21 protein-coding genes and 4 tRNA genes are annotated in these 23,782 nt (G+C 43.0%); 14 read left to right on the top strand and 11 right to left on the bottom strand.

All coding sequences use genetic code 11. The features are described from left to right. Positions 1 to 194: 194 nt before the first annotated feature. Complete coding sequence (locus tag E0H81_RS14510; protein ID WP_131319890.1) at positions 195 to 1,367, bottom strand: acyl-CoA dehydrogenase family protein; 1,173 nt, start codon at positions 1,365 to 1,367, stop codon at positions 195 to 197. A 186-nt stretch (positions 1,368 to 1,553) separates the two neighbouring features. Between E0H81_RS14510 and E0H81_RS14515 the strand changes: the two genes are divergently transcribed. From E0H81_RS14515 to E0H81_RS14535, 5 genes are all read left to right on the top strand, one after another. Beyond that, entirely contained in the window at positions 1,554 to 1,811 is a 258-nt protein-coding gene (locus tag E0H81_RS14515; protein ID WP_131319892.1) for an FAD assembly factor SdhE, read from the top strand. Beyond that, positions 1,804 to 2,190, top strand: coding sequence for a hypothetical protein (locus E0H81_RS14520; protein WP_131319894.1), 387 nt, complete (start codon positions 1,804 to 1,806; stop codon positions 2,188 to 2,190). Before E0H81_RS14515 ends, E0H81_RS14520 begins: the two co-directional genes overlap by 8 nt. A gap of 516 nt (positions 2,191 to 2,706) precedes the next feature. Continuing rightward, positions 2,707 to 3,759, top strand: coding sequence for a hypothetical protein (locus tag E0H81_RS14525; protein WP_131319896.1), 1,053 nt, complete (start codon positions 2,707 to 2,709; stop codon positions 3,757 to 3,759). An 86-nt stretch (positions 3,760 to 3,845) separates the two neighbouring features. After that, positions 3,846 to 4,421, top strand: a complete 576-nt coding sequence (gene rrtA, locus E0H81_RS14530; RefSeq protein WP_131319898.1) for a rhombosortase — start codon at positions 3,846 to 3,848, stop codon at positions 4,419 to 4,421. 178 nt (positions 4,422 to 4,599) lie between these two features. Continuing rightward, positions 4,600 to 6,882 (top strand): TRAP transporter large permease subunit, encoded by a 2,283-nt coding sequence (locus E0H81_RS14535; protein WP_131319899.1) that lies wholly within the window; start codon positions 4,600 to 4,602, stop codon positions 6,880 to 6,882. A 60-nt stretch (positions 6,883 to 6,942) separates the two neighbouring features. On the opposite strand, the gene E0H81_RS14540 is transcribed toward E0H81_RS14535, so the two are convergent. From E0H81_RS14540 to rnr, 5 genes are all read right to left on the bottom strand, one after another. After that, positions 6,943 to 7,818, bottom strand: a complete 876-nt coding sequence (locus E0H81_RS14540; RefSeq protein ID WP_131319901.1) for a DMT family transporter — start codon at positions 7,816 to 7,818, stop codon at positions 6,943 to 6,945. Between the two features lie 56 nt (positions 7,819 to 7,874). Continuing rightward, positions 7,875 to 8,306: a hypothetical protein gene (locus E0H81_RS14545; protein WP_131319904.1), complete on the bottom strand. Its 432-nt coding sequence runs from the start codon at positions 8,304 to 8,306 to the stop codon at positions 7,875 to 7,877. A gap of 15 nt (positions 8,307 to 8,321) precedes the next feature. Then, on the bottom strand, positions 8,322 to 8,531 hold the full coding sequence (locus tag E0H81_RS14550; protein ID WP_171458602.1) for a YheV family putative zinc ribbon protein: 210 nt from the start codon (positions 8,529 to 8,531) through the stop codon (positions 8,322 to 8,324). Positions 8,532 to 8,572: 41 nt separating this feature from the next. Then, the gene (locus E0H81_RS14555; protein WP_171458603.1) at positions 8,573 to 10,627 is read right to left on the bottom strand and encodes a M3 family metallopeptidase; all 2,055 of its coding nucleotides are present in this window, start codon (positions 10,625 to 10,627) and stop codon (positions 8,573 to 8,575) included. Between the two features lie 138 nt (positions 10,628 to 10,765). Continuing rightward, entirely contained in the window at positions 10,766 to 13,192 is a 2,427-nt protein-coding gene (gene rnr, locus E0H81_RS14560) for a ribonuclease R (protein ID WP_131319911.1), read from the bottom strand. A gap of 268 nt (positions 13,193 to 13,460) precedes the next feature. Between rnr and E0H81_RS14565 the strand changes: the two genes are divergently transcribed. The 4 genes from E0H81_RS14565 (at position 13,461) to E0H81_RS14580 (ending at position 14,458) form a co-directional block, all read left to right on the top strand. After that, positions 13,461 to 13,552 (top strand) — tRNA-Ser (locus E0H81_RS14565). Positions 13,553 to 13,567: 15 nt separating this feature from the next. Then, positions 13,568 to 13,644, top strand: a tRNA-Arg gene (locus E0H81_RS14570). 48 nt (positions 13,645 to 13,692) lie between these two features. Beyond that, positions 13,693 to 13,769, top strand: a tRNA-Arg gene (locus E0H81_RS14575). A gap of 612 nt (positions 13,770 to 14,381) precedes the next feature. Further along, positions 14,382 to 14,458 (top strand) — tRNA-Arg (locus E0H81_RS14580). A 102-nt stretch (positions 14,459 to 14,560) separates the two neighbouring features. Here the strand turns inward: E0H81_RS14580 and E0H81_RS14585 are convergent. After that, positions 14,561 to 15,865, bottom strand: a complete 1,305-nt coding sequence (locus tag E0H81_RS14585) for an SRPBCC family protein (RefSeq protein ID WP_131319913.1) — start codon at positions 15,863 to 15,865, stop codon at positions 14,561 to 14,563. A 164-nt stretch (positions 15,866 to 16,029) separates the two neighbouring features. Here E0H81_RS14585 and E0H81_RS14590 point away from each other — a divergent pair, with 164 nt between their 5' ends. Both E0H81_RS14590 and E0H81_RS14595 read left to right on the top strand, forming a co-directional pair. After that, positions 16,030 to 16,527 carry a YcxB family protein gene (locus E0H81_RS14590; RefSeq protein ID WP_131319915.1) on the top strand — a complete coding sequence of 166 codons (498 nt, stop codon included), beginning with the start codon at positions 16,030 to 16,032 and terminating at the stop codon, positions 16,525 to 16,527. 40 nt (positions 16,528 to 16,567) lie between these two features. Next, on the top strand, positions 16,568 to 17,209 hold the full coding sequence (locus tag E0H81_RS14595) for a fumarylacetoacetate hydrolase family protein (protein WP_131319917.1): 642 nt from the start codon (positions 16,568 to 16,570) through the stop codon (positions 17,207 to 17,209). Positions 17,210 to 17,327: 118 nt separating this feature from the next. Here the strand turns inward: E0H81_RS14595 and E0H81_RS14600 are convergent, their stop codons facing one another. Continuing rightward, positions 17,328 to 18,134 carry an AraC family transcriptional regulator gene (locus tag E0H81_RS14600; protein WP_131319919.1) on the bottom strand — a complete coding sequence of 269 codons (807 nt, stop codon included), beginning with the start codon at positions 18,132 to 18,134 and terminating at the stop codon, positions 17,328 to 17,330. Positions 18,135 to 18,240: 106 nt separating this feature from the next. Between E0H81_RS14600 and E0H81_RS14605 the strand changes: the two genes are divergently transcribed. Further along, positions 18,241 to 19,161: a DMT family transporter gene (locus E0H81_RS14605; RefSeq protein ID WP_131319921.1), complete on the top strand. Its 921-nt coding sequence runs from the start codon at positions 18,241 to 18,243 to the stop codon at positions 19,159 to 19,161. Beyond that, a complete protein-coding gene (gene yddG, locus E0H81_RS14610) occupies positions 19,154 to 20,044 on the top strand; it encodes an aromatic amino acid DMT transporter YddG (protein WP_131319923.1) in 891 nt (296 codons plus the stop codon). The genes E0H81_RS14605 and yddG overlap by 8 nt, the downstream gene beginning before the upstream one ends. A gap of 93 nt (positions 20,045 to 20,137) precedes the next feature. On the opposite strand, the gene E0H81_RS14615 is transcribed toward yddG, so the two are convergent. Beyond that, positions 20,138 to 21,385, bottom strand: coding sequence for a YihY family inner membrane protein (locus E0H81_RS14615; protein WP_131319925.1), 1,248 nt, complete (start codon positions 21,383 to 21,385; stop codon positions 20,138 to 20,140). Between the two features lie 106 nt (positions 21,386 to 21,491). Between E0H81_RS14615 and wrbA the strand changes: the two genes are divergently transcribed. Beyond that, positions 21,492 to 22,097 carry an NAD(P)H:quinone oxidoreductase gene (wrbA, locus tag E0H81_RS14620; protein WP_131319927.1) on the top strand — a complete coding sequence of 202 codons (606 nt, stop codon included), beginning with the start codon at positions 21,492 to 21,494 and terminating at the stop codon, positions 22,095 to 22,097. 134 nt (positions 22,098 to 22,231) lie between these two features. Here the strand turns inward: wrbA and E0H81_RS14625 are convergent, their stop codons facing one another. Continuing rightward, complete coding sequence (locus E0H81_RS14625) at positions 22,232 to 22,591, bottom strand: hypothetical protein (RefSeq protein ID WP_131269150.1); 360 nt, start codon at positions 22,589 to 22,591, stop codon at positions 22,232 to 22,234. 519 nt (positions 22,592 to 23,110) lie between these two features. Next, a partial coding sequence (locus E0H81_RS14630) for a hypothetical protein (protein WP_205677732.1) occupies positions 23,111 to 23,782 on the bottom strand: 672 nt, incomplete at its 5' end.

Genomic DNA, 23,782 nt, shown 5'->3' on the forward strand with positions numbered 1-23,782 from the left:
ATCCTGTCGCACGACGGGTTTAATAAGCTGATGAAATACGGTATTCTGATGTGACAAAACCTGAATCCTGGTCGTTAAAGTGTTTGTTTGCACTCATATTTTAACGATTTGGACTCAGGTTTTTTATTTAAATCAAACTATGGGACAGCAGTGAGCCTAAGGCTCCTTTTTTTAATTTACTTATTTTAATTTATTTAAAGAGAGCGCGAGATTAATTCTTTCATAATCTCATTGGTACCTGCATAAATCCGGTTGGCACGGTTATCGATATAAGCCCGTGCAATCGGGTATTCCATCATGTAGCCATAGCCACCATGCAATTGCAGGCATTCATCGACAACTTTAGAGAACATCTCGGAAATTTTGTACTTCGCAGCAGCCGCAGCATCTATTCCAAGTTTTTCTTCAAGCTGTAATTGCATGCAGCGGTCTAAATAAGCACGACAGAAATCTATTTCGGTACGTAATTCGGCAAGTTTAAAATGCGTATTTTGAAAAGCGCTGATCGGTTTGCCAAAGGCTTGACGCTGTTTGGTATATTGCACAGTATGAGCGAAAGCGGCTTCTGCACCGGCTTGGCAGATAATAGCAACCAACATGCGTTCCCAAGCCAATTCTTTCATCAGCATCATAAAACCCATGCCTTGCATGCCAAGCAAATTTTCTTTAGGTACACGGACATTATCGAAGAACAATTCACAGGTATCTTGTCCTTTCATGCCAATCTTGTTGAGTGGCTTGCCTTTGCTAAAACCTGCCCGATCGGCTTCAACCATGAGTAAGGATAAATTGGCAGAGCCTTTATCTTCACTGCCCGTTTTGCAGACCACAATGGCCATATCGCATAAATAGCCATTGGTAATAAAGATTTTCGAGCCATTAATCACATAGTCATCACCTTCCAAAACGGCAGTCGTTCGTACTGCTTGCAGGTCTGATCCTGTACCGGGTTCAGTCATGGCAATTGCGGTAACGACTTCCCCGGTCGCCATTTTCGGTAACCATTGCTGTTTTTGTTGTTCATTACCGAAATTATTAAGGTAGTTCGCCACAATATCCGAGTGTAGGGAAAATCCGGTGGATGAATCCATGGCATAGGCCTGTTCCTCAATCAGAATCATGCTGTAAAGACGGTCTACACCCGAACCGCCATATTGTTCTGGCATGGTTGCGCAGAGCAGTCCCATAGCACCAGCTTTATTCCATAACTCACGGTCAACATGCTGTTGCTGCTCATATTTTTCTATATTGGGGGCCACTTCTTTTTCATAAAACTTGCGCACGGTCTCACGAAATGCTTCATGCTCTGCTGTAAATAGATTACGCGCTAGCATATTGGCTATGGGGCGGATTGCAGCTGATTGCATTTTTATTCTGTCCATTTTCAGAGTTATTGTTGTATAGAAAGTAAAAGATCTATCAGCACGCGACAATGTGCTGAATGCTCAAATATTTAGAGTAAATGATGAATTTGGTCAATTGCAGGAAATGGCTCGAAACATGCGGCACTGATAGGGTAAACTAGCAAAAATTTAACACTATTGGGGAATGCTGTGAGTGAAGAAATGAGCTTGGAAGAACGCAAAGTAATTTATCGTGCCCGTCGCGGCCTAAAAGAAATAGATGTGTACTTTGATCCCTACGTAAAAAATTATTATTTAAAAGCTGATACTGCGGAAAAACAAGTGTTTGCAGAATTAGTGGCACAAGAAGATCCAGATTTACTCGATTGGTTTATGGAAGTGTCTGAACCGCCACGTCCTGAAATGAAAGATCTGATTGTTAAGCTGAAACATTACGTCCATGGCTAACCGGTCTTTTCAGCTGAAACGCAGCCGCTTGGCCTTCGTGTTTCAGTTGATCATTTTTACCCTGCTGATTGTGCTTTTGCAACAGCTTCTGTCGCCATGGTTATGGCTACTTTGCATTTTGCTGGGCGTGATGGCTTATGCCTATGGTCTAAAAGTACCGCAACCGCTGTGTTTTGAACATTTGGATGCGCGAGAGTGGTCACTCTCAAGTGCCAAATCTGAGCAGATTAAACGCGTTTCGATTAGTCATATTATTGATCATCAACTTTATATTGTGGTTTATTTCCAGCATTTTCAGGAGAAACCACTGCTGATCTGGGTCGATCAACTGCCACTGCAGCAGTGGAAGAACTTAAAGAAACTAGCGAAACTGATCTGATTGTTAGACAATCGTATGTTTGAATATTTAATTAAAATAATATTAATCAATATTTTATATATTTAAAACTGATCTTTGTAAGACAGAGTGAATACAAAATGGCGAAATATTGCAATTGTCAGACAATTTATCCCGTTAATTATTTACGCTAAATGTACATTAAATCTACCAACAGCAAATGAGGAAACATGATGATGATTCCAACTTGGATGTTTCTGGTGATAGCGATTGTTTTGGCAATTGTTATTGGACGACTAGGAACAGTGCTGAAGGATCAATTTGCACAACATGAAAGCCGTTAGGCTTTGACCCCTTGATAAGTAGCATGTGTCGAACCGTCGCAATGCTACTTTTTTTTGCCCAAAAATTATAACTTCATTCAATCCAGTCAATTTTCCAGACTTCATTTCATGGCAAAGTAGCTGATCTGATTAGAGTAAATACTCTTTTATTCAGATTTCGCATCTGATATGTTTAGTTGCTATGGACATAAACACAATTATAGAGGACAGGAAAATGTCGAGAGTCCAAAAAATATGCCAGGGTATGGCAGTTATTGCAGTTGCAAGTTCTTTATTATCAGGTTGTTCTCAAGTGGTTAAAACAGGCGCCAATGTCGCACTGGGTTTTAGTGAGAAACACATTGTACCGCCTATTTTAGCAATGGATGATGCTGATATGGCGTGTAATTCGGGGAATGCATTAACCCCCGCCATTATGTCAACCAAGGATATGGGTGCAGATCCAACCCGTATTGCTGTTCTTTTATATGCTTCATCTGGAATTTGTGCTGAAAATCAGGCGCTCGAATCAGAGTTGCGTTATTTACGTGCCTCTAAAGCGGGTCAAATTTCAGAAGCCCAAGACGCCCGTATAGAACAAAAACGCTGGGCGGCGATTGCTGCACAGCGCCAATATGCAGGGTATCAGCTGCTTGAAAATCGTTGGGCGACAAAATATAACAAGAAACTGGGCGAAGGTTGCCCGAAAATGAAAAGTGATCTGGATCAAACCGTCTATTTGATGGGGATGATTAGTGGTTTGCAAGCCATGACCAATGATATTAATTCTGGCGGCGCAATCAATGTGCCAAAAGATATTGCGGCAGTGGTTGAACGTGGCATGACCTGTTTAGACAATGCTAAATTCTGGGGTGCACCAAATGCAGCCCGTGCTGTAATTTGGACGCTATTGCCGGGGGCTGGAGATGGCAAACCTGATCCTTATCAAACCTTAAAAGAATCAGTGCAATTGGGTGAGCAAAAAGGGGTGCGCTTGTCACATGCCTTATATGCCGTTGCTGCGCAAGCCAGTGGTGATGATGCCAAAATTCGTGACGCACTAAAAACATTTGCGGCTTCACGTTCAGAAGAAAAACCTGTGAATCCACAGTTTAAGCTGATCGATAGTATGTCGCAGAATATGGTGCAGGGCATTTCAGACCGTTACTGGACCGAACATACCGGTATCCGTACCAGCGATGATGGTATGCAGCGCTTCTGGGATGATCAAGAGAACACCGCAGAACTCGATGATTTATTTAATGAAGATGTCACTGCTCAATCCTAAGTTTAGTCCAGTTAAAAGAGTATTTTAATTGGCGAATGGATGGTTTTAATCTTTGATCAGTCATTTTTAAAATAGAGGGCATGCCAATGAAAGACCAATTTCTCATGCGGAAAGTTGTTTTTATTGCAATTGTGGTGTCTTTTTCGGCATGCCTTCAAGTTTTTGCAGATTCATTTATTTATTGGCAAGCAGGCTTATTTCAAGAATTTTGGCGGTTATGGACCGGACATTGGGTACATGTAGGATGGATTCATTATGCGCTGAACATGCTGGCTTTTGCCTGTTTACCTTTTATTTTCCCCCGGGTTAAAGTTTGGCACTTTGCTGCTTTGCTTGTTCTGCTGCCATTATTTATTAGCCTGTGTTTTTACTATTTTTTCCCGGATATTGAAGCCTATGCAGGATTATCTGGGGTCTTGCACGGTGCTTATGTCGCGGTTGCATGCGTACATTTGTTATATAAGAAAGAGCGTAATTTCGCGGCATTTGTGCTGTTGCTTATTCTGGCCAAATTGATTTGGGAAAATACCATTGGTAGTGTAGGGACAGCTGAACTCATTGGCAGTCCAGTGTTGGTGGAAGCACATTTATTGGGAGTGATTGGCGGAGTCGTTATCGCAATGCTCTATATATTATGGGATTATTTCTTTGAATGGGAATGAGATTGACATTTAAAACATAAAAGAAAATGTATATTGTCATTTTCATTAATACAGAATTAATGCAAATTTGTTCATAACAATAAAGAGATTGAATAGAGAAAGGATATTTTCTATTCGAAAAGGAAAATGGGTATTGCTGAACCTGTTGCAATGACCAAAATAAAAAATAGGAATGCACATGCAAAATGATGAAAATAATAGATCAGGATTAGGTCTGTTACGTTATATATGGACAGAGTGGATTTCGGCTTTTGTCATTCTATTATTACTTTTGCTCACGCTCATCATCGGTACTGGTGAGATGATTCATGGTCAGTTGTTACGCATGGGTGAACGTCTGTATGGTGATCCGGCCACTGGCATGCAATATTCATTTCTACGTGCTGAGCCGAGTTCTCCCACCTGTGAACGTAATGTCAATGTTGATAACAAGGTCCAGCAGCAGATGAAAGCGGATGCAGCCGATGAATATGCTGATTTTTTCGGTGTACGTTCAGAGGCTGACGTTCGTGCTGCGATATTACAGGCTCAACAGGTTTGTGAAGAGTCTTATCAGTTTTATGATAAAGCGGTTGCCCATACTCAGGCTCATCCGAGTATTCGCGCATATCGTACTTTTGAAACATCTTTCTTTGGCGTATTCAAGTTCGGTACTGAAAACCGTGCCTTGTTACTGGTCATCATGGTGGTATTCGCAGCGATCAGTACCACGCTGAAAACCCATCATATCGGTTTGCGTAGTCCTGCAACGCGTATCGACTTTAAAGTTTATTCGATAGTCATGCTGGTCGCTAATGCTTTCCTGGCATTTTCATCTTATAGCCAATATATGTCGATGCTGAATTCTGGCGTCCCGATCGGAGATATGAAGTATATTTACTGGTTGTGGATGATTCTGTTCAGTACCCTGACTTTGATCAGCCTGTATCAGATATTCAGGCAGCCGAAGCCGACACAAGAAGGTGGTAGCTTTGGAATGGCCTTTCTGAGTGTGCCGCTCTATGGCTATATGGCCATCATTACCGGGATTAATTTTACCTTCTTGATGGATTATCCGATGGGCCAAGGGATTTACCTTGGTCAGTTGGTAGAGTTTTCGAGCATTTTCCTGAATCTGGCATTGTTTATCTGGGCCGGTATGTTGCTGAAACAGACCCGTGTTGTGGATATGTTCCTGAATATCCTGCGTCCATGGAATCTAGCACCTGAAACCTTGACCTGGTTGATCTTGGTGGCAGCTGCATTGCCAACCGCCTATACCGGAGCGTCGGGGATTTTTGTGATCGCAGCAGGTGCGATTATCTATAAGGAAGTCTGGAATGCGGGTGGACGCCGTCAGTTTGCTTTGGCAGCAACAGCAATGTCCGGTTCTCTGGGGGTGGTGTTACGTCCATGTCTATTGATTGTGGTGGTTGCTTCGCTGAATAAGGAAGTCACGACCGACTTGCTGTATCAGTATGGTGTGTATGTATTCCTAATCACTTCAACCTTATTTCTGGTCATTTCGCTGTTCCTGGCCGAGACTAAATTCCGTATTGCGGCACCTGGTGTAGCGGCACCTCAATCTGCTCGTGCTTTGGTTGCCATTGTTCCTTATGTGGTGATTTTTATCCTGATCTGGCTGTTCTACAAATACGCATTATCAACCGATCTGAATGAATTTACTGCACCTGTGATGATGCCGGTCATTCTGTTACTGGTTGTGCTTTTTGACAAGTTACGCCACGAACCTGCACCTTTACCACCCGTGGGACATTGGGATGAAACCCTGACTGCCCAACTAAATTCGGGATCAACGCCTGCATTGGCGACTTCGGGTGCGGCAGCAAATGCTGAATACCGTGAAGCAGAGCATAGTACGCAGCAGAGCAAAGAATTGGCAGTAAATCATGGGGTAAAACGTTCTACTTACGGAGAAAGCTTGCGGGAGGTCGGATTCTGGAAATCGCTGCATATTTCTACCAGTGAAACCGTGGGGCATATTGGTGCCTTGGTAATCTTGATGGCGCTTTCTGTCAGCGTGGGCGGTTTACTGGAGCGTATGCAAGTCATGGAGGCTTTCCCGACGGATATCAGCAGCACTATTCTGGTAATTACTTTAATTGTCGGGCTGATGGTCTTCGTGGGCATGATTATGGACCCGTTTGGTGCAGTCATTCTGATTTCTGCTACGGTGGCTCCGGTGGCCTATCAATACGGTATTCATCCGGTCCATTTCTGGATGATTACCCTGATTGGTTTTGAGCTTGGTTATGTCACACCGCCTGTAGCGCTCAACCATCTTCTGGCCCGGCAGTCTATTGGAGATGCCGAGGTAGCCGAAGCTGATGCAGAAGTTCGTCATCTATCCTTCTACTATCGCTATGAACGCTGGATTTTACCCATGATCGTGATGCTACCTGCCATGTTAATCATCGCTTATCTTCCCTATGTGTTTAAGCTGTTTGGCTGGTATCAATAATTTTTAAGCGATAACAAAAAAGCACCTTCGGGTGCTTTTTTGATGGCAGGTTATTTTTACTTATCGTGCTGAGCGTTTTTGTATTAAAGGGCTACACAGCACAATCGCCGTAAGAATCAGTGCAAAACCCATCAAACTGTATTGATCAGGTGTTTCTCGCCAGAACATGAAACCCCAAATGCCGGCAAAGATAATTGCAATATAATTCACCGGTCCAATCTGTCCTGCTGGTGCAAGTTTATAGGCATTCGACATGAAAATCTGGCTGATATTCGCCAGTAAGCCGGCACAAATCAAGAAACCGAGTTCAGTCCATAAGTAGGGACGCCATAGCCAAAACATTGGAACCATGGAAATAAGTGTACCGATCAAGCAGAAATAGAACACGATTTTTTCAGGCGACTCGGTACTGGTCAATGCTCGAACAGTGACGAATGCCATGGCGGCTAAAAAGCTTGCCCCTAGTCCAATCACCGACATTTGATTAAACATGCCAGCATCCGGCTTGGCGACAAAGATCACGCCAATTAAACCAATCGCTGCAGCAAGGAACATGGATTTGGTGATTTTTTCTTTCAGGAATAGCCAGGCAATCAACGGAATAAAAATCGGGGATGAGTAGGTAAATACCATGGCATTAGACAGCTTTAAATGCGCAATGGCATAGAAGAAGCCATACATCGCAATCAGCCCAATGACTGCACGCCAAGTATGCATCCAGATTTTTTCAGTTTTAAAAAATCCTGTCCCTTGCTTAAAAATGAGCGGAAGGAAAATGAATAATCCGACAAAATTCCGGAAAAAGACAATAGTGGGATTGTCGACCGTATGCGATGCATAACGAATACAGACACCCATCAGGGAAAACAGAAAAGCAGAGCAGGTGAGTAAAGCAAGCGCTTGGAATAAGTTGCGATTGCTTGTAACTAGAGGCATGAAAAAAATCAGCTAGAATATTTGCTGATATTTTAGCTGAATCTTTAATGATAAAATTATTGTTTTTGAGCCAGTTGAGCTTCGAGTAATTTGATTTGCTCTTCTTTGAGTGCAACTAAGTCAGCGGCATCTGCATGTTGTGCTTTTAGCAGGGTTTCCTGATCCTTCAATTGCGTTTGAATATCTGCAAGTTTAGCCACTTCTTCTTTGGCTAAGGATTCATTCTCTGGAACAGCGGCTTTCAGAATTTTTTCATCGACCAATTGAAGGGTTTTTTCATCTATCGCAACTTCGGGTTCATCCAGTTTGACTTTAGCAGAAGCCGCAGGTTTTGCCGGCATAGTTAAGCTTGCTGCTTCATGTTCAGGAAGTACTTCATTTGAGGTTGCAAAAAACCATTGATATGCCAAAAAAAGCATAATGATTACAACCAAGCCCCCAGTAATGCCCAATAAAAGTTTTGGGCTATTTCTTTGATCTAACGTCATGTGTTGAACCTGTTTTTATTTTGGCTGACGAGGTTTGAATTGAATGACGCCAACTTCATCCGGTACTTCCGGCATTTGTGGTTCATCAATATGCGTCGGGCGGTTTTCTGTATAACCGCACTCGACACATTCAATCCATTCATCTTCGCCAGAGCTAAGCATGACAACTCTATCTAGCGCTTCACATTTAGGACATTTTGCACCTGCAATGAAACGACGTTTAATAGCCATCCTACTTACCTTCTGATCAATCTAAGACGCCTAGTTTAAGCGTTTTTAGAGGGGTTCGTCCAACCTTGATGACGTAATAACGCATCTATTTTTGGCTCGCGTCCGCGGAAATTGATAAACGCATCAAGTGCTGTATCTTTTCCGCCAACTGCTAGAATAAATTGACGAAATTCTTTTCCGGTCTGAACATTAAAAATTCCTTCCTGTTCGAAACGATCAAAGGCATCACTGGCCAAAACTTCCGCCCATTTATACGAGTAATAACCTGCAGCATAGCCACCGGCAAAAATATGACTAAAACTATGCTGAAAACGGTTATAACTTGCCGTTGGTGCGACCGCATATTTTTGACGAATATCATCCAGGGTGGCTTGAACCTGTTCTGCATTTAAAGCGGAGCTGTGCTTGTGAATCGACAGGTCAAACAAAGCAAATTCAATCTGACGCAAGGTCTGCATACCCGACTGGAAGAAACGGGCATCGAGTAAAGACTTAAGTAAATCTTGTGGAAGATGCTGTTTGCTTTCGATATGTTCACTGAGCAGATCCAGACTGTCGGTGTCCCAAGTCCAGAATTCCATAAACTGACTTGGCAGCTCGACTGCATCCCAATCGACGCCGTGCGTTCCTGCTACCGCAATATGGTCGACTTCAGTCAGCATATGATGCAAGCCATGGCCAAATTCATGGAATAAGGTATTCACTTCATCATGAGTCAGCAGTGCAGCTTGGTCACCGACTGCAGGCGTGAAGTTACAGACCATGTAGCAAATCGGTTTTTGCAAGCCATCTTGGGTTTGCATGCGTGAACGGAAGCCACTCATCCAAGCGCCACCGCGTTTGCCGCTGCGCGCGTACAGGTCAAAGTAGAAACCGCCCACTACCTTGCCTTGATCTTCCAGTTCAAAATAACGTGCATCGGGATGCCAAACCGGAGCTTCACGCTCCACAATATTGATGCCGTAAAGACGGTTCACAATACTGAACAGGCCTTGCAGAATTTTCGGTGCAGGGAAGTAGGGTTTTAATGATTCTTGCGATAAATTGAATTGCTGAACTTTAAGCTTTTCAGAATAGTAGCCGGTATCCCAAGGCTGTAACTCCTGAATTCCGTCTTGAGAAGCAATGGCTTTAAGTTCGGCAATTTCTTGTGTTGCAGGCGCACGGGCATGTTCAGCCAAGTCGACCAGGAATTTATCGACAGTTTCGACATCAGGTGCCATTTTGCTGGCCAGAGAAAGCTCGGCATAATTATTAAAGCCAAGTAACTGTGCCATTTCATGACGCAGGCTTAAAATTTCTTCGATGACTTTTGTATTATCAAATTCTGTATGTTCAGACTGATCGGATGCGCGTGTGGTGTAGGCTTTATACAGCTCCTCGCGTAAGGCACGGTCATCTGCATAGGTCATGATGGCAAGATAAGACGGAATATCTAAAGTGGCCACTGCCTGTTCTAGTTCACGTTGCTGACCATACTGTTTTAATAGCTCGACGCTGCTTTGCGGTAAGCCTTTGAGTTGTTCTTCAGTCAATGGTTTGAAGTAGGCTTGGGTTGCATCAAGCACATGATTGGAGAAATCGGATGAAAGCTGAGATAAACGTGCAGAAATTTCCGCATAACGTGTTTTGGCTTCGCCTTCTAAAGCCACACCTGAAAGTTTAAAGTCACGCAGTGCCAGTTTAATCGCACTTTTGTGTGCAGCAGGAAGCGTATTAAACCGGGGCGCATCATGCACCTGTTGATAAGTTTGATATAACACCGTGTGTTGACCCAGCTGGGTATAGTATTCGCTTAAAGCCGGAAGCAGGGATTGATAGAGTTCGCGGGTTTCTGCATTGTTCATCACCGCATTGAGATGTGACAGCACCCCCCAAGATTCACTCATATTATTTTCAAGGGTATCGACTTGATCCAATACGGCCTGTTGTGCCTGAATATTGTCAGGAACTTCAGTTAAATTTGTTAGAAAGTTCTGTCCTTGTTGAATGGCTTGTTCAATCTGTTGTTTTAAATCTGCAAGTTGAATTTGATCAAATTGGGGAACAGGCAAAGTCGCCTTTTCTAAAGTCATTTCTATACGCCATATCATTTATAAACTTAATAGTAGATGTAGGGCTTAGGCATAAGGAAATCAAGGTCTAGCTTTATTTTAAGTCAGCAAATAGCTATGAATGTCACTAATCAATAAAAAAGCCCTACCGAAGTAGGGCTTAATTTTTAAAAGCTACTCTATTTTAGGTTTCGCATTGGCCTTTTTCTTTTTCGGCTTAGACTTTTTCTTCAATTTATCTTTCTCTTTGGCTTTTAGGTCAGATTTAGCCGCAGGCTTTTTGTCTGACTTTTTAGCAAAAGAATCTGACTTGGTTTTTGGCTTCTTCTTGCGAATCGGCTGTTCACCATCGTCACTGACCACAGCTTTAGCGCGAGGCTTATACACCTCTTCTTGCGCTGTCGTTTTGGCAACACGCGGTGCTCGGCTACGAATCACACGACCGGCATGGGTCATTTGTTGCAACAGTTCAAAGTCAATCTTGCGATCTTCCAGATTCACGGCTGCCACTTTAATTTTGACTTCATCGCCCAGACTAAAGGTTTGACCACGACTTTGGCCGACCAGGCTTTGGCTGGCTTGATCATAAACAAAGAAGTCATCGCCCAATTGGCTGACGTGAATCATGCCATCGACATAGAGGTCTTTGAGGGTGACGAATAAACCAAATTCAGCAACTGCACTGATGATGCCCACGAATTCTTCACCTAAATGCTGCTGCATATAGTGACATTTCAACCAGGTGGTCACAGAACGGGATGCTTCATCCGCACGGCGTTCAGTTTGAGAGAAATGCTCGCCGGCATCATCTAAAGCGGCACCTGAAAGCGCAAAAGGCTTCTGTTTTAAATGCGCTTTGATGGCACGGTGCAACAACAAGTCAGGGTAACGACGAATTGGTGAAGTGAAGTGCGTATACGCATCATAAGCCAAACCAAAATGCCCGGCGTTATTTGCGCCGTAATAGGCCTGCATCATTGAACGTAATAACACCGCATGAATACTTGGCGCATCAATACGGTCTTTGGTCGCATCAATCACCGCCTGGTAGTCTTTTTGGGTCGGCTGTTCAGGGAATGGCAAGCCCAGCAATTTCACATATTCACGCACTTTCTGGATACGTGAAAATTCAGGTGGCTCATGCACACGGTACAACATTGGAATGTCATTTTCCAAGGCATATTCTGCTGCTGCCACATTGGCCAGCAACATACATTCTTCAATCAGTTTATGCGCTTCATTGCGTGAACGTGGCAGAATTTCGTTAATTCCGCCTAACTCATCAAAAGTCATATAGGTTTCGACGGTTTCGAATTCCATCGCATGACGCTGTGAACGTAAACCTTTAAGAATCTGATAAAGCTGGAACAGGGTATTCAATGACTTGTGCACACTGCGGTCGTCAGGAATCGCATCGCTTTCGCCATCAAAATATTGCGCAACCTGAGTATAGGTTAAGCGTGCTTTTGAATGCATCACCGATGGATAGAACTGGAAGCCGGTGACTTTACCTGCGCGGGACAAAGTCAAATCACATACCATACATAGACGGTCTACGTGTGGGTTGAGCGAACATAGCCCATTGGAGAGTGCCTCAGGCAGCATCGGCAAGACAAAGTGCGGGAAATACACAGAGGTACCCCGTTCTTTGGCTTCATCATCCAGAGGATGGTCGTTGCGAACATAATGACTAACGTCGGCAATGGCCACCACAACACGGTAACCGCCACCTGGACGTTTTTCTGCATACACGGCATCGTCGAAGTCGCGCGCATCTTCACCATCAATGGTCACTAAGGCCAAATCACGTAAATCGATACGGCCCTGGAGATCCTGTTCGTTCGGTTCCTTAAAGCTTTCTGCTTCACCAACCACTTCTTCCGGAAACTCATACGGCAAGCCAAATTCTAAAATGGTTTGCGGAATAATGATTTCAGTGTCGGCCTTGTCCGCCATCGATTGTACGATGTGACCTGTAGGTAACTCTTCACGGGTCGGATAGTCATCAATGGCAACACGAACCGAATCACCAACTTTGACTTGGGCATGCTCAATCAGTTCTTTTTCTAAGGTAATCGGCTGATGTGCATTTGGATTGGCAGGTTGAATAAAGTATTCGTTGTCATAAACCGCAACTTTACCAATAATCTGTTTTACACGATGCTGTACAACTTCAGTAATAAAACCCCAAGGTTTACCCTTACGGTCGATAGAAGTCTGACGCACTTTAACGCGGTCACCATTAAAGACCAAACGCAGTTCACGTTCAGGCAATAAAATATCATCATGATCGGAAATTTTTGCTGTACCTAAACCTTTCGAGTTGATGTATACCGTTGCTTCACGAGTCGGTTGGCTGGTTGCGAGCAGGAACTTAAATCCATCTTTCATCAGCTGGCCATCACGTACCATGGCACTTAAACGATGGCTGAGTGCTTCTATACTTCTTTCATCTGCAATATTAAAGTATTCCACTAAATCTGCATGAGATTGTGGTGCTTGTAATTTTTCAATCGTTTCTGAAATAAGAATACGGCTTGGAATAGGATTGTCATAACGTTCGGCTTCAGCCTTGGCTTCAGGATCGACCCAATTTTTCATAATGTCTTTGGCTTCATGTCAGAAGATAGGATTAGCATAAGTCATGCAGCATGATACTGCACGAAAATGATTGCAATATTGTGTTTTCAATTTCAATTTTACAGGGAAGCCGCACATTTCACACGAGCAACGGTCGAAAAAAGCGGGCAAAGGGACGCAATAAAGCTGGAAATCGTTTAAAAAATAGATGATTGATTAAAAATATCGGAATTTTTTGAAATGTGACTTGAAGAAGTAGAGTTTAGTTTGTATTATGGCGGCTCGTTACGGTGAGGTGGCCGAGTGGCTGAAGGTACTCCCCTGCTAAGGGAGCGTGGGTCTTAAAGCCCACCGAGGGTTCGAATCCCTCTCTCACCGCCACGAATAACTTGAAATGCGCTCATAGCTCAGCTGGATAGAGCACTTGGCTACGAACTAAGGGGTCGGGAGTTCGAATCTCTCTGAGCGCACCAATCAAGTTAAACGTAAATGTAACGAATGCTGAAAAGCAACTCAAGTACGCGCTCATAGCTCAGCTGGATAGAGCACTTGGCTACGAACTAAGGGGTCGGGAGTTCGAATCTCTCTGAGCGCACCAACTTGAACACATCGACAGATGTAAAAATGGAAGAAACCGCACATGTTGCGGTTTTTTTGTGTCTGGATTTTATAGCATATAAATAAATTGATTGATAAAAATAAGCTGCAGGTTGCAGAATAAATAAAATCAAGTGCTCGGGTAGAGGAATTAAAAAAGATCAAAACCTCAGGAGAGGGAGATCGTACAGTTTATGACAGTGCCCATATGCTACAGACACTTTTTCAGCATGATTTGGTTGATGAACTTTATCTGATGACTTTCCTGTCCTTCTGGGGGCAGGTAAACGTTTATTTGCTGAGGGTTCAACGGCCATTGCTTTTGAATTAACGGATCACTTGGTTACCTCAAGTGGTGTGGTATTCACTCATTATCAGCGGGCAGGAGAAGTGGAAGCCGGTAGGGGGGCGAATAATAAATGATTCAATTCTTTCTGTCAGTATGAGCATTAAAGTATGTAGACGCAGTACCGCAGGATTAAATTAACCTTTTTGCTTAAAAAATAGATGAAAAATCAAATATCGCCCAATAACTGTCCACTTGATTGTGGATTTGTTAAAAAGCACTTAACAGACAGTTAAAAACGCGTATAATGCACCACATCAAGACGTCGCGCTCATAGCTCAGCTGGATAGAGCACTTGGCTACGAACTAAGGGGTCGGGAGTTCGAATCTCTCTGAGCGCACCAACTTGAACACATCGACAGATGTAAAAATGGAAGAAACCGCTTAATTGCGGTTTTTTTGTGCCTGAACTTTATAGAATTGAAATAATTAAAAATATTAAAACATTATTTCATCTTCTGCTTAATCTTTAATGCCAATACGGTATTGCCACCCAAGGCCGGCAACATGTCGTGATAAGGCATGCTGCGCATCGCCCGCAGCAGAACTGGCGCTTTGTCGTGAATTTTCATGGCACTGGTGACATTTAAGAGCGTGCCGGTGCCTTGAGGAATCAGCTGCATTCCGCCTTTCACAAATTGCAAGTCACCACCGACAGCATCAAACTGATTTTCCAGACTGTTGGGATAGTCAAAACGCAGCTTAAAATCAAATGGAATATTGATCACGCCTAAGCCGACTGAAATTTTATAGTCGGCATCAAAAGTATTGGGATCAATTTTTTTAATTTCGATGCCTTTAATCTGGCGTGGAAAAAGTTCCTGATAAGCAGGAGCACTGAGCCAATGCTGTAACTGTTGCGGGCTTTTGGCAAAATACTGATAGCTACTACTAAAACGCAAGCTTTCCAAACCATGCCGATACGGCACTTTATTGGATGGCAAAATAAAAGAAACCGGTTCTTGGGATTGTTGGCTCAGTGCTGCAATTTTTTGAACCTGGCTTGAGCTTAAGTGGGTTTCTGGTAACGCTCCGGCTTTTAAGGTTTGATAGGTCGCTGTTTTAAAGTGTTGTTGCAAGGCTTCTAATAAAAAAGCGTTGGTGCCAGAAGGAATGCCGAGTTTGGCCTCTGGAATGGCATTTAAAATGGTGCTGAATAAAAAACCTTTGGGATGGTTCAAGTCGCCCCATTGGGTAAGGGTAATTAAGGTTTTATTGCTGCCTAAATCAAACCATTCAATTTTTCCCGCACCGTAAGGAATGGGCGCATCCAGCACAAGGGTAGAAATGCTATTGGCCGTTAAATGATGCTGCATCACCACATTTTCTTTAAAGTTTAAGATGGGAATCGGGGTGGGAATATGGACCTGATATTTCATCTGGGTAATCGCGCCTTGTTGCTCTACGACCTTTGCAGATTTCAATACCGGAAATAGTCCATTGTAGCCGCTATAGTTACTTAAAAGCCGCGCCACATTTTGACTGTTGCTTGGTACAACCACGGCACCGGTATAAAACTTGCCTGTCATACTTTGCGGATTTTTAAAGGTCGGCAAAGTAATGGATTGCGCAGGATGGGCATAAATCAAAATACGGTTTGCGGTCAAATCTGCCAATGGTTGAGCTTTGCCTTGAAATACGCTTAAGCTGCTGGGAATCTGTTCTTTCCATGGAATGATTTTCGCCGAAACTTGCGTGCCAATCAGGCAGCATAGAATCAAGAGGCTGCATCTGTGATTATTGTTTTGCATATCACATCCTGTTTATGCTTTTTATGAGGGTGTGTTGAAGTTTTAATCAATTTTTCAGCAATTGTGAAGCGAACTTATGTAATTTAGGCCGGCAAAACAATAAGGAAAAGCGCGAATCTGGTGTAATATCTAGCGCAATTGTTGTAATAATTTGATGATCAATCATGTCAGAGACCAAGCCGGCGGTAGCGCTACGTTATTCCTTAAACCTGGAAGAATCACAAGATGGTTTTGCCCTTGCGACTTTTGGTAAAAAACAATTAACCCGTTTTATTACCCCACTGGTGAGTATCGGGATCATTGTCTGGGGTTTTTACCTCGGCTTTAATGGCGTGGGCCGCTATTATGTTGCGCTCGGGGCTTTCTTTTTAATTTTACAATTGATTATGCGTTACTGGTTTTTACCAATGATGTTTAAACGTCAATTTGTGAAATACCAGTTTGGCAAAAGTGAACAGGGCATCGAATTATTTCAGGATTATGCAGAAATTTATGCCAATGGCCGTAAGCAGATTTTTAACTACAGCGAAGTACAAAACTTTGCCATAGGTAAACTGACCTATATGATTGAATTGAAAAATCGTACCGTCATTATTGTACCGAAACGCGCTTTTGAGCAGTCTGCAGATCAAACCGTATTTGAAAATACATTCAAAAAGTAAGCCTTGAAATACAGTCAAAGTGAAATAAAAAGGGAAGATCATGAGTACACGTCCATCTAAAATTGTCTGTGTCGGTCGTAGCTATGCAGACCATGCCAAAGAATTGGGAAATGCCATTCCTGATCGTCCAGTTTTATTCATTAAGCCGCCAAGCAGTCTGGTGCGTTTGGAACAAGGCATTTCATGGAACCCGTCATGGGGCAATTGCCACTATGAATGTGAACTCAGCTTACGGATCGACCGTGCTTTAAAGGCAGAAACTGACCCAGCTAAGGCTTTAGAAGCCGTGGGTGCGGTGACTTTAGGTCTGGACTTGACCCTGCGAGATTTACAAGATGACTTGAAAAAGAAAGGTCAGCCTTGGGAACGTGCCAAGGCATATGATGGTTCGTGTGTGTTGGCAGACTGGGTCGAGCTTTCAGAAGTTAAAGACTGGAAAGATGTGCATTACACTTTGCATATTAATGATGAGCTGCGTCAAAAAGGCGATACCGCTTTACTGATTTTTGATATTGCGACTTTACTTGCTGACATCAGCCAAGTGTTTACTTTAGAACCGGGTGATGTGGTGATGACCGGTACACCTGCAGGGGTAGCTGCATTAAAAGCAGGGGATCAACTGACCATGACATTACAAGGTCAAAGCCAGGACTTTGTCTGGAAAACCTTTGTTCAGGCTTAAGCCTCGAATCAAGAAAAAGACTGCTTAGGCGGTCTTTTTTCACTCTTGGCACCTAGTTCTTGTGATAGCTTCTGATGTGTTAAATAAAATAATATTTTCAATGGTTTAGGTTTTTTATTTATTCAGATACCGAGTTGTAAAGTTTGCGGAATTGATCCGGGGTAGAGTGCATCCAGCGCTTAAACATATTAATAAATGCTGAGGCATTGGCATAACCTAAATCCAGGGCAATACTTTCAACCGTTTTTCCTTGTTCTAACATGGACATGGCTTTCATCACTTTTAAGCGTTGTCGCCATTCGTTTAACGACATTCCTAATTCTTTTTGGCTATAACGCGCTAAAGTTCGCTCGGTCATGTTCATGCCTTGCGCGAGTTGTTGCAAAGTACTGTGATCCGAAGGGTGCTGATGTAAATAATCCAGAATTTGCTTTAAGGCTGGATGCTCGGAATGCGGTAGATAACTGCCGACCAGCGGGGCATGATGCAACTGGTCCAGCAAAACATGTAGCAAACGCAAGTGCTCAGGATGGTCCTTCTGTTGTGAATATTGTTTGAGATGCTGCATTAAGGCACAGACCAAAGGAGAGTTCAGGAGAATCCCGGCCTGTTTGGGCAGTCGCCCACACAAACTTTCATGAATATAGAGCGTACCGTGTGAAACATCAGTGCGATTCAAACCACTATGTTTTAAATGTGGCGGCAGCCAGATGCCATAAGGGGGAGGAGTAGTATAATCAATTTGATCAATATTAATTTCCATCACCCCATTAAAGGCATAAATAAATTCACCCCAGGCATGCCCATGTGCAGGATAAATGGATTGTGCTGGCGCATGGCGAAACTGAATCCATAATGGCGCCGTAATCTCGTCATTGTTGATGAGTGTTGCTAAGGGCTGTTCATGCAGTGGTCTTTTTTTCATACGCGCTTGGAATGCCTGAATAAGAAGATCTTTTGTCTGTTTTGAAGTATATATTTTAAATACGACAGGTCTATAGTGAGCCGAGTTTTTCAGACGAGTCAGGATTGTGGGCGAGAGGAAAGGATTAGATGCACGTGCATCGGGCTTGATGGTGATTTTGTGCATTGTTTGGGGATTGCAACAGGTCGTACTTAAACTGGCTGCGGCTGATATTGCTCCGATTATGCAAATTGCAATTCGTTGCGGACTGTCAGCATTATTGGTACTTCCTCTGCTGCAGCTGCAACCCAATACTCATCTTTATTCAAAAGCTTATTTAGTGCCGGGGATTTGGCTGGCTTTTTTATTTTCGGCTGAATTTGTATTCATTGCACAGGCGCTAGAGTTTACTTCAGCTTCACATACCGTGGTTTTACTGTATACGGCGCCTATTTTTGTGGCATTGGGCCTGCACTGGAAATTGCCTTCTGAAAGATTGTCGCGACTTCAATGGTCTGGAATAATAATTGCTTTTGCTGGAATTGTGATGACTTTTATGGGGCGAGAAAAGCAGCTTGATCAAGGTTTGAGTCAAGTTTTGTGGGGTGACTTTCTGGCATTACTGGCTGGCCTCATGTGGGCAATGACCACCATTTCATTGCGCTTGAGTAAATTGAATGAAGCCCATCCCACCCAAACCCTGTTTTACCAGTTAGTGGGAGGTTTTATCTTTCTATTTCCTTTGGCTTTTATACTCGGGCAAACGCAAATTCATTGGACTTATATTGCAATTGGCAGTCTGATTTTTCATACCCTGATCATGTCATTTATGAGTTTAATGCTCTGGTTCTGGTTGTTACGAAATTATTTAGCCAGTCACTTAGGCGTGTTTTCTTTTTTAACGCCATTGTTTGGCATGCTGTTTGGAATTTTATTTTTAAATGAAACCATTGAGCTCAATTTTATTGTTGGAACAATGCTGGTGATGCTTGGAGTGGGAGTGGTCAGTATGCAGGACTGGATTAAAAGAAAATTACAGCATGTTTAACTCAGTCAATTCAGCTACATGCATCGGTTTATCCTCCATCTTGATTTGGGCAAGTCTGGTTGCAGTGGTTAAACTGATTACTGAATCCTTAACGCCTATTTCAGCCATTGCCCTGATTTATAGTTTTAGTGCGATGGCTATTTTGGTGTTGAATGGGCTGCCACGTTTTCAGCACATGTCCAAAGCTTATGTGTGGGGCTGTGGCGCTTTATTCGTGGCATATGAAATTCTATTTCTGGTTTCAATTGCCTTGTCACAAAATCATGATCAGGTGCTGATTATTGCAATGATCAATTATTTGTGGCCGCCGTTAACCATCGTATTTTCAATACTGGCCAGGCAGCTGAATTACCGTTGGCCAATTGTTTTAGGATTTATTGTTTCGGTGCTTGGATTATTGCTGGTGGTTAATCCGGATATTTTGAATCTGAGTCAATTTCTGCACATACTGCAACAAAATCCGATGGCCTATTTTTTTGCATTTTTAGGGGCTTTGCTTTGGCCATGTTATAGCGTACTGACCAAGAAATACGCTCAAGGGCAAAATGCGGTGCCGCTATTTTTCGTGGTAACGGCGGTCGCCTTATGGTGTATTCATTTTATGATGGGTGAAGCCTTTATTTTTCCACAACTGAATATGTGGTTATTGATTGCCGTGACAGGAGCTCTGGTGGGGATTGCCTATAGCAACTGGAATCAGAGTTTGCAGTTTGGCAATATCAAGCTGCTGATTCTCGCGACCTATTTTATGCCTGTTTTGTCCTCTTTTATGTCGATGCTGATTTTGGATGCAACACCCAACTTCACCTTTTGGATTGGGACATGCTTGGTGACTTTCGGGGCAATGATTTGCTGGAAGAACACTGCGGAAATTCAAGTCTGATCCATGTTCCTTCCTCTTTTACGGAGGAAGGAGAGATATTTTTATCTTAGGTAGATTTTTCTCAATATTCAGTGGAGTAAAAGAAATAGAATGCTATTTCTCTTCCAGAATTTTGGATAGGGGAATCGCCAATTTCGCTGAAAGATAGTCATCTGCGTCAATTAATGCAGGCCCCAGTTTTTGCATCCATTCATCGTCAGGGTGAACATTACCCATATCCTGACGCCGTGGAAGTGGATAGGGCAACTGGGTATAGAAACTCCAGAAATCGACTTGAGCCAAATTGCGCGCGAGAACAAACTCGTCATTGTCGGTACGTTTAACCAAGTTCTGTTTTTCCAGCATCAGGACATAAGAAGGCCAGCGCCCAATTTCTTCACGTCCCAAAATGCCCAAAGCTTCTTCATCAGAGACCGTTTCGCCTTTCTGCTGTTTTTTATAAAACAGTTCCAACAAATCCAGCAGCATAATCACCGGATGACGCTTGTGATCTTTGCCTGAATAAAAAGCTGTCAGCGCATAACTGATTTCAACGCCTAATAAGACAATGTTCCAGGATAAGAAAATCCATAACAGGAAAATTGGCACGGCGGCAAAAGCACCATAGACAATTTCATAACTGGTGAAATTGGACATGATGACGCCAAACAGATTCTTTAATAATTCAAAGACTACCGCGCTGAATGTACCTGCAATTAATGCTGCCTTGATGGGCACACTACGGTTGGGAATGGTCCAATTTAAAATGAAAAAGCCCAGAATGGTCAGGGCAAAGGAAATACACCAAAAAATAAATTCGCCATCCAATTCATAGCCGGCAAAATTATTGCTCAGTACATTTAAAGATGCCACGGCAGATGAAATAACAAAGGCGCTACCCAATACAATTGGACCGAGGGAAATAATGGTCCAATAACGCATAAATCCAATAATGCCACCACGCGTTTCCCGGACTCGCCAAATCCGGTTAAATACGGTTTCGATACTGGTCAGCATCATTACCGTGGTGATAAATAAAAATATAATCCCGATGATGGTCAGGTTGCTGGATTTATCGGTAAAGGCATTCAGGGCTTTATCAAAAGCAATTGTGGTTCGGGGCAAAAAATTACTATAAATCAGTTGTTGTAACTGTTGCCTTGCCGGCTCAAGCGCTTTAATGGAAGAAATGATGACCAGGAAAACGGTCAGCATGGGAACCACTGCAAAGAGCGTTGTATAGGTCAATGAGCCTGCCTGTTCACGACAACGATCGGCTTCAAAACGTCTTATGACAAATAAAACAAATTGAAACCAAGTCTCATTATAAAAAGGCAGCTTTTTTAAATACTTTTCTAACATAGCTATAAAGTCTCAATTTTTTTTAATCATCTTTATGAATTTTCATCATCAAGCTTAACCAAAAAATGGGAAAAATACCGTATAGTTTTCTTTTTTAGCTTTGTTAATAAAAATTATGCAGCCTTATGTCCTTGTTTTATATTACAGCAAATATGGTTCAACCAAAGAAATGGCCTATCTAATTGCCAACGGGATTGAATCTACAGGTATGGCGGTAAAAATTCGCACTGTTCCAAATTTATCGACAGTGGTTAAGCAAGCAGAACCGAGTATTCCTGCCGAAGGGGATATTTATTGTAGTTTAGATGATTTGGCGAATTGTGCAGGCTTGGCCTTAGGTTCACCAACCCGTTTTGGCAATATGGCATCTGAAATGAAGTATTTTTGGGATCAGACCACCAGTCTTTGGTTAAATGGCGCTTTGCATCAAAAACCGGCCTGTGTCTTTACTTCATCGGGTTCTATGCATGGCGGGCAGGAAAGTACCTTACTGACCATGCTGCCACCGTTGTTCCATCATGGCATGATGATTATGGGTTTACCGAATGCCAATCCAGCATTATCCAATACCAAATCGGGTGGTACGCCGTATGGTGCCAGCCATGTCAGCGGTCCGCGCCATGATTTAGGCTTAAGCCAAGATGAAAAAGTTTTGTGTGAAGAGCAGGGCAAACGCCTGGGTGATGTAGTTAAAAAGTTACAGGCGAATTGATGATTTTTGAGCGATGTAAGTGAAAACAGTTCACTCATCCAGAGAAAATTTGTAAATCTCTATCCGTGCAAAAAAAAGACCATTCATTTTAGAGTGGTCTTTTTAATTACAGTAAAAATTTAACAGTTGAATCCTTATGCTTTTTCTTTAAAACGATGATTGCACTTTAGGCATTTGTAATCTAAGAACACATTTTTATCGATAATTACACCGGCTTTTTTGCCAAAGATATTACCCAAAATACCCCCAGTGACGCCAACGGCAATGGCTCCCACAAACGTGCCTACAGTTCCACCGAAAATCACGCCTAATGGTCCGGCAACTGCACCAATGGCTGCTCCAGTTGATGCGCCAGTTGCGGCCCCTCCAACTGTTCCTGCTGTTGCACCCGCGGAAGTAAGAAGAATTCCGCTTATTGTCTTGATGTTTTTCTCGTGATCTCGTTTTTCAACTTCCGAAGATCCGCATTTAGGACATTGCATAGATTTTTCCATCAATTATTTATCTTTTAGTTATCTTGAAATGAAGCCGGTTTATGACTTTAAAAAGATAATGGGTCGTTATAATTACAATAATAGTATGTATGTTCTAACACACCATGTCAGGAACATTTCATACCAACTTGATTCTATCTGAATGAAAGTCATAGAAGTTTATCTGAGTTGTAAACATATCATTTCAATATTTGAGCAAGAATAAGGAAAATAAAATTCCATCATTAATATTTTTAATATATTTTAAAAATAAAAAAGCCAATAAAAAAAGCGCAGGTTTTAAATTGCGCTTATATTAATATTTTTAAAATAAATAAAATGACCTGATGTATTTATCAATAAAGTTTATTTATAAGAATAATATTTGAATCTTAATTGGTTAAGGTATTTTTAAATATAAATAACTTGAATAGAAATAACTTAAAAATAAATCCTTACTCTTATTCAAATCAAAATAGTCGGTGAAGAAAATTTAAATTCAAACAAGAGTAAGGGGGTTATTAATATACTAAAGAATACTTATCCTGAAACAAAGCGGCCGTATTCATCTCTTTTTCTGTCATTGTTATTGCCTCGACCACCTGAACGGCCACGATCGTCATCATCATCACGGCCACGGCCGCCTGAACGGCCGCGGTCATCGTCATCATAACGGCTGCGACTGCGGCCACGATCATCGTCATCATCACGGCCACGGCCTCGACCACCTGAACGGCCGCGGTCATCATCATCATAACGGCTGCGACTACGGCCACGATCATCGTCGTCATCATCACGGCCACGGCCTCGACCGCCTGAACGGCCACGATCGTCGTCGTCATCACGGCCACGGCCTCGACCGCCTGAACGGCCACGATCGTCGTCGTCATCACGGCTACGGCCTCGACCGCCTGAACGGCCACGATCGTCGTCGTCATCACGGCTACGGCCTCGACCGCCTGAACGGCCACGATCGTCATCATCATCACGGCCACGGCCGCCTGAACGGCCGCGGTCATCGTCATCATAACGGCTGCGACTGCGGCCACGATCATCGTCATCATCACGGCCACGGCCTCGACCACCTGAACGGCCGCGGTCATCATCATCATAACGGCTGCGACTACGGCCACGATCATCGTCGTCATCATCACGGCCACGGCCTCGACCGCCTGAACGGCCACGATCGTCGTCGTCATCACGGCCACCGCC

Source organism: Acinetobacter terrestris, from assembly GCF_004331155.1.
GTDB classification, from domain to species: Bacteria; Pseudomonadota; Gammaproteobacteria; order Pseudomonadales; family Moraxellaceae; genus Acinetobacter; species Acinetobacter terrestris.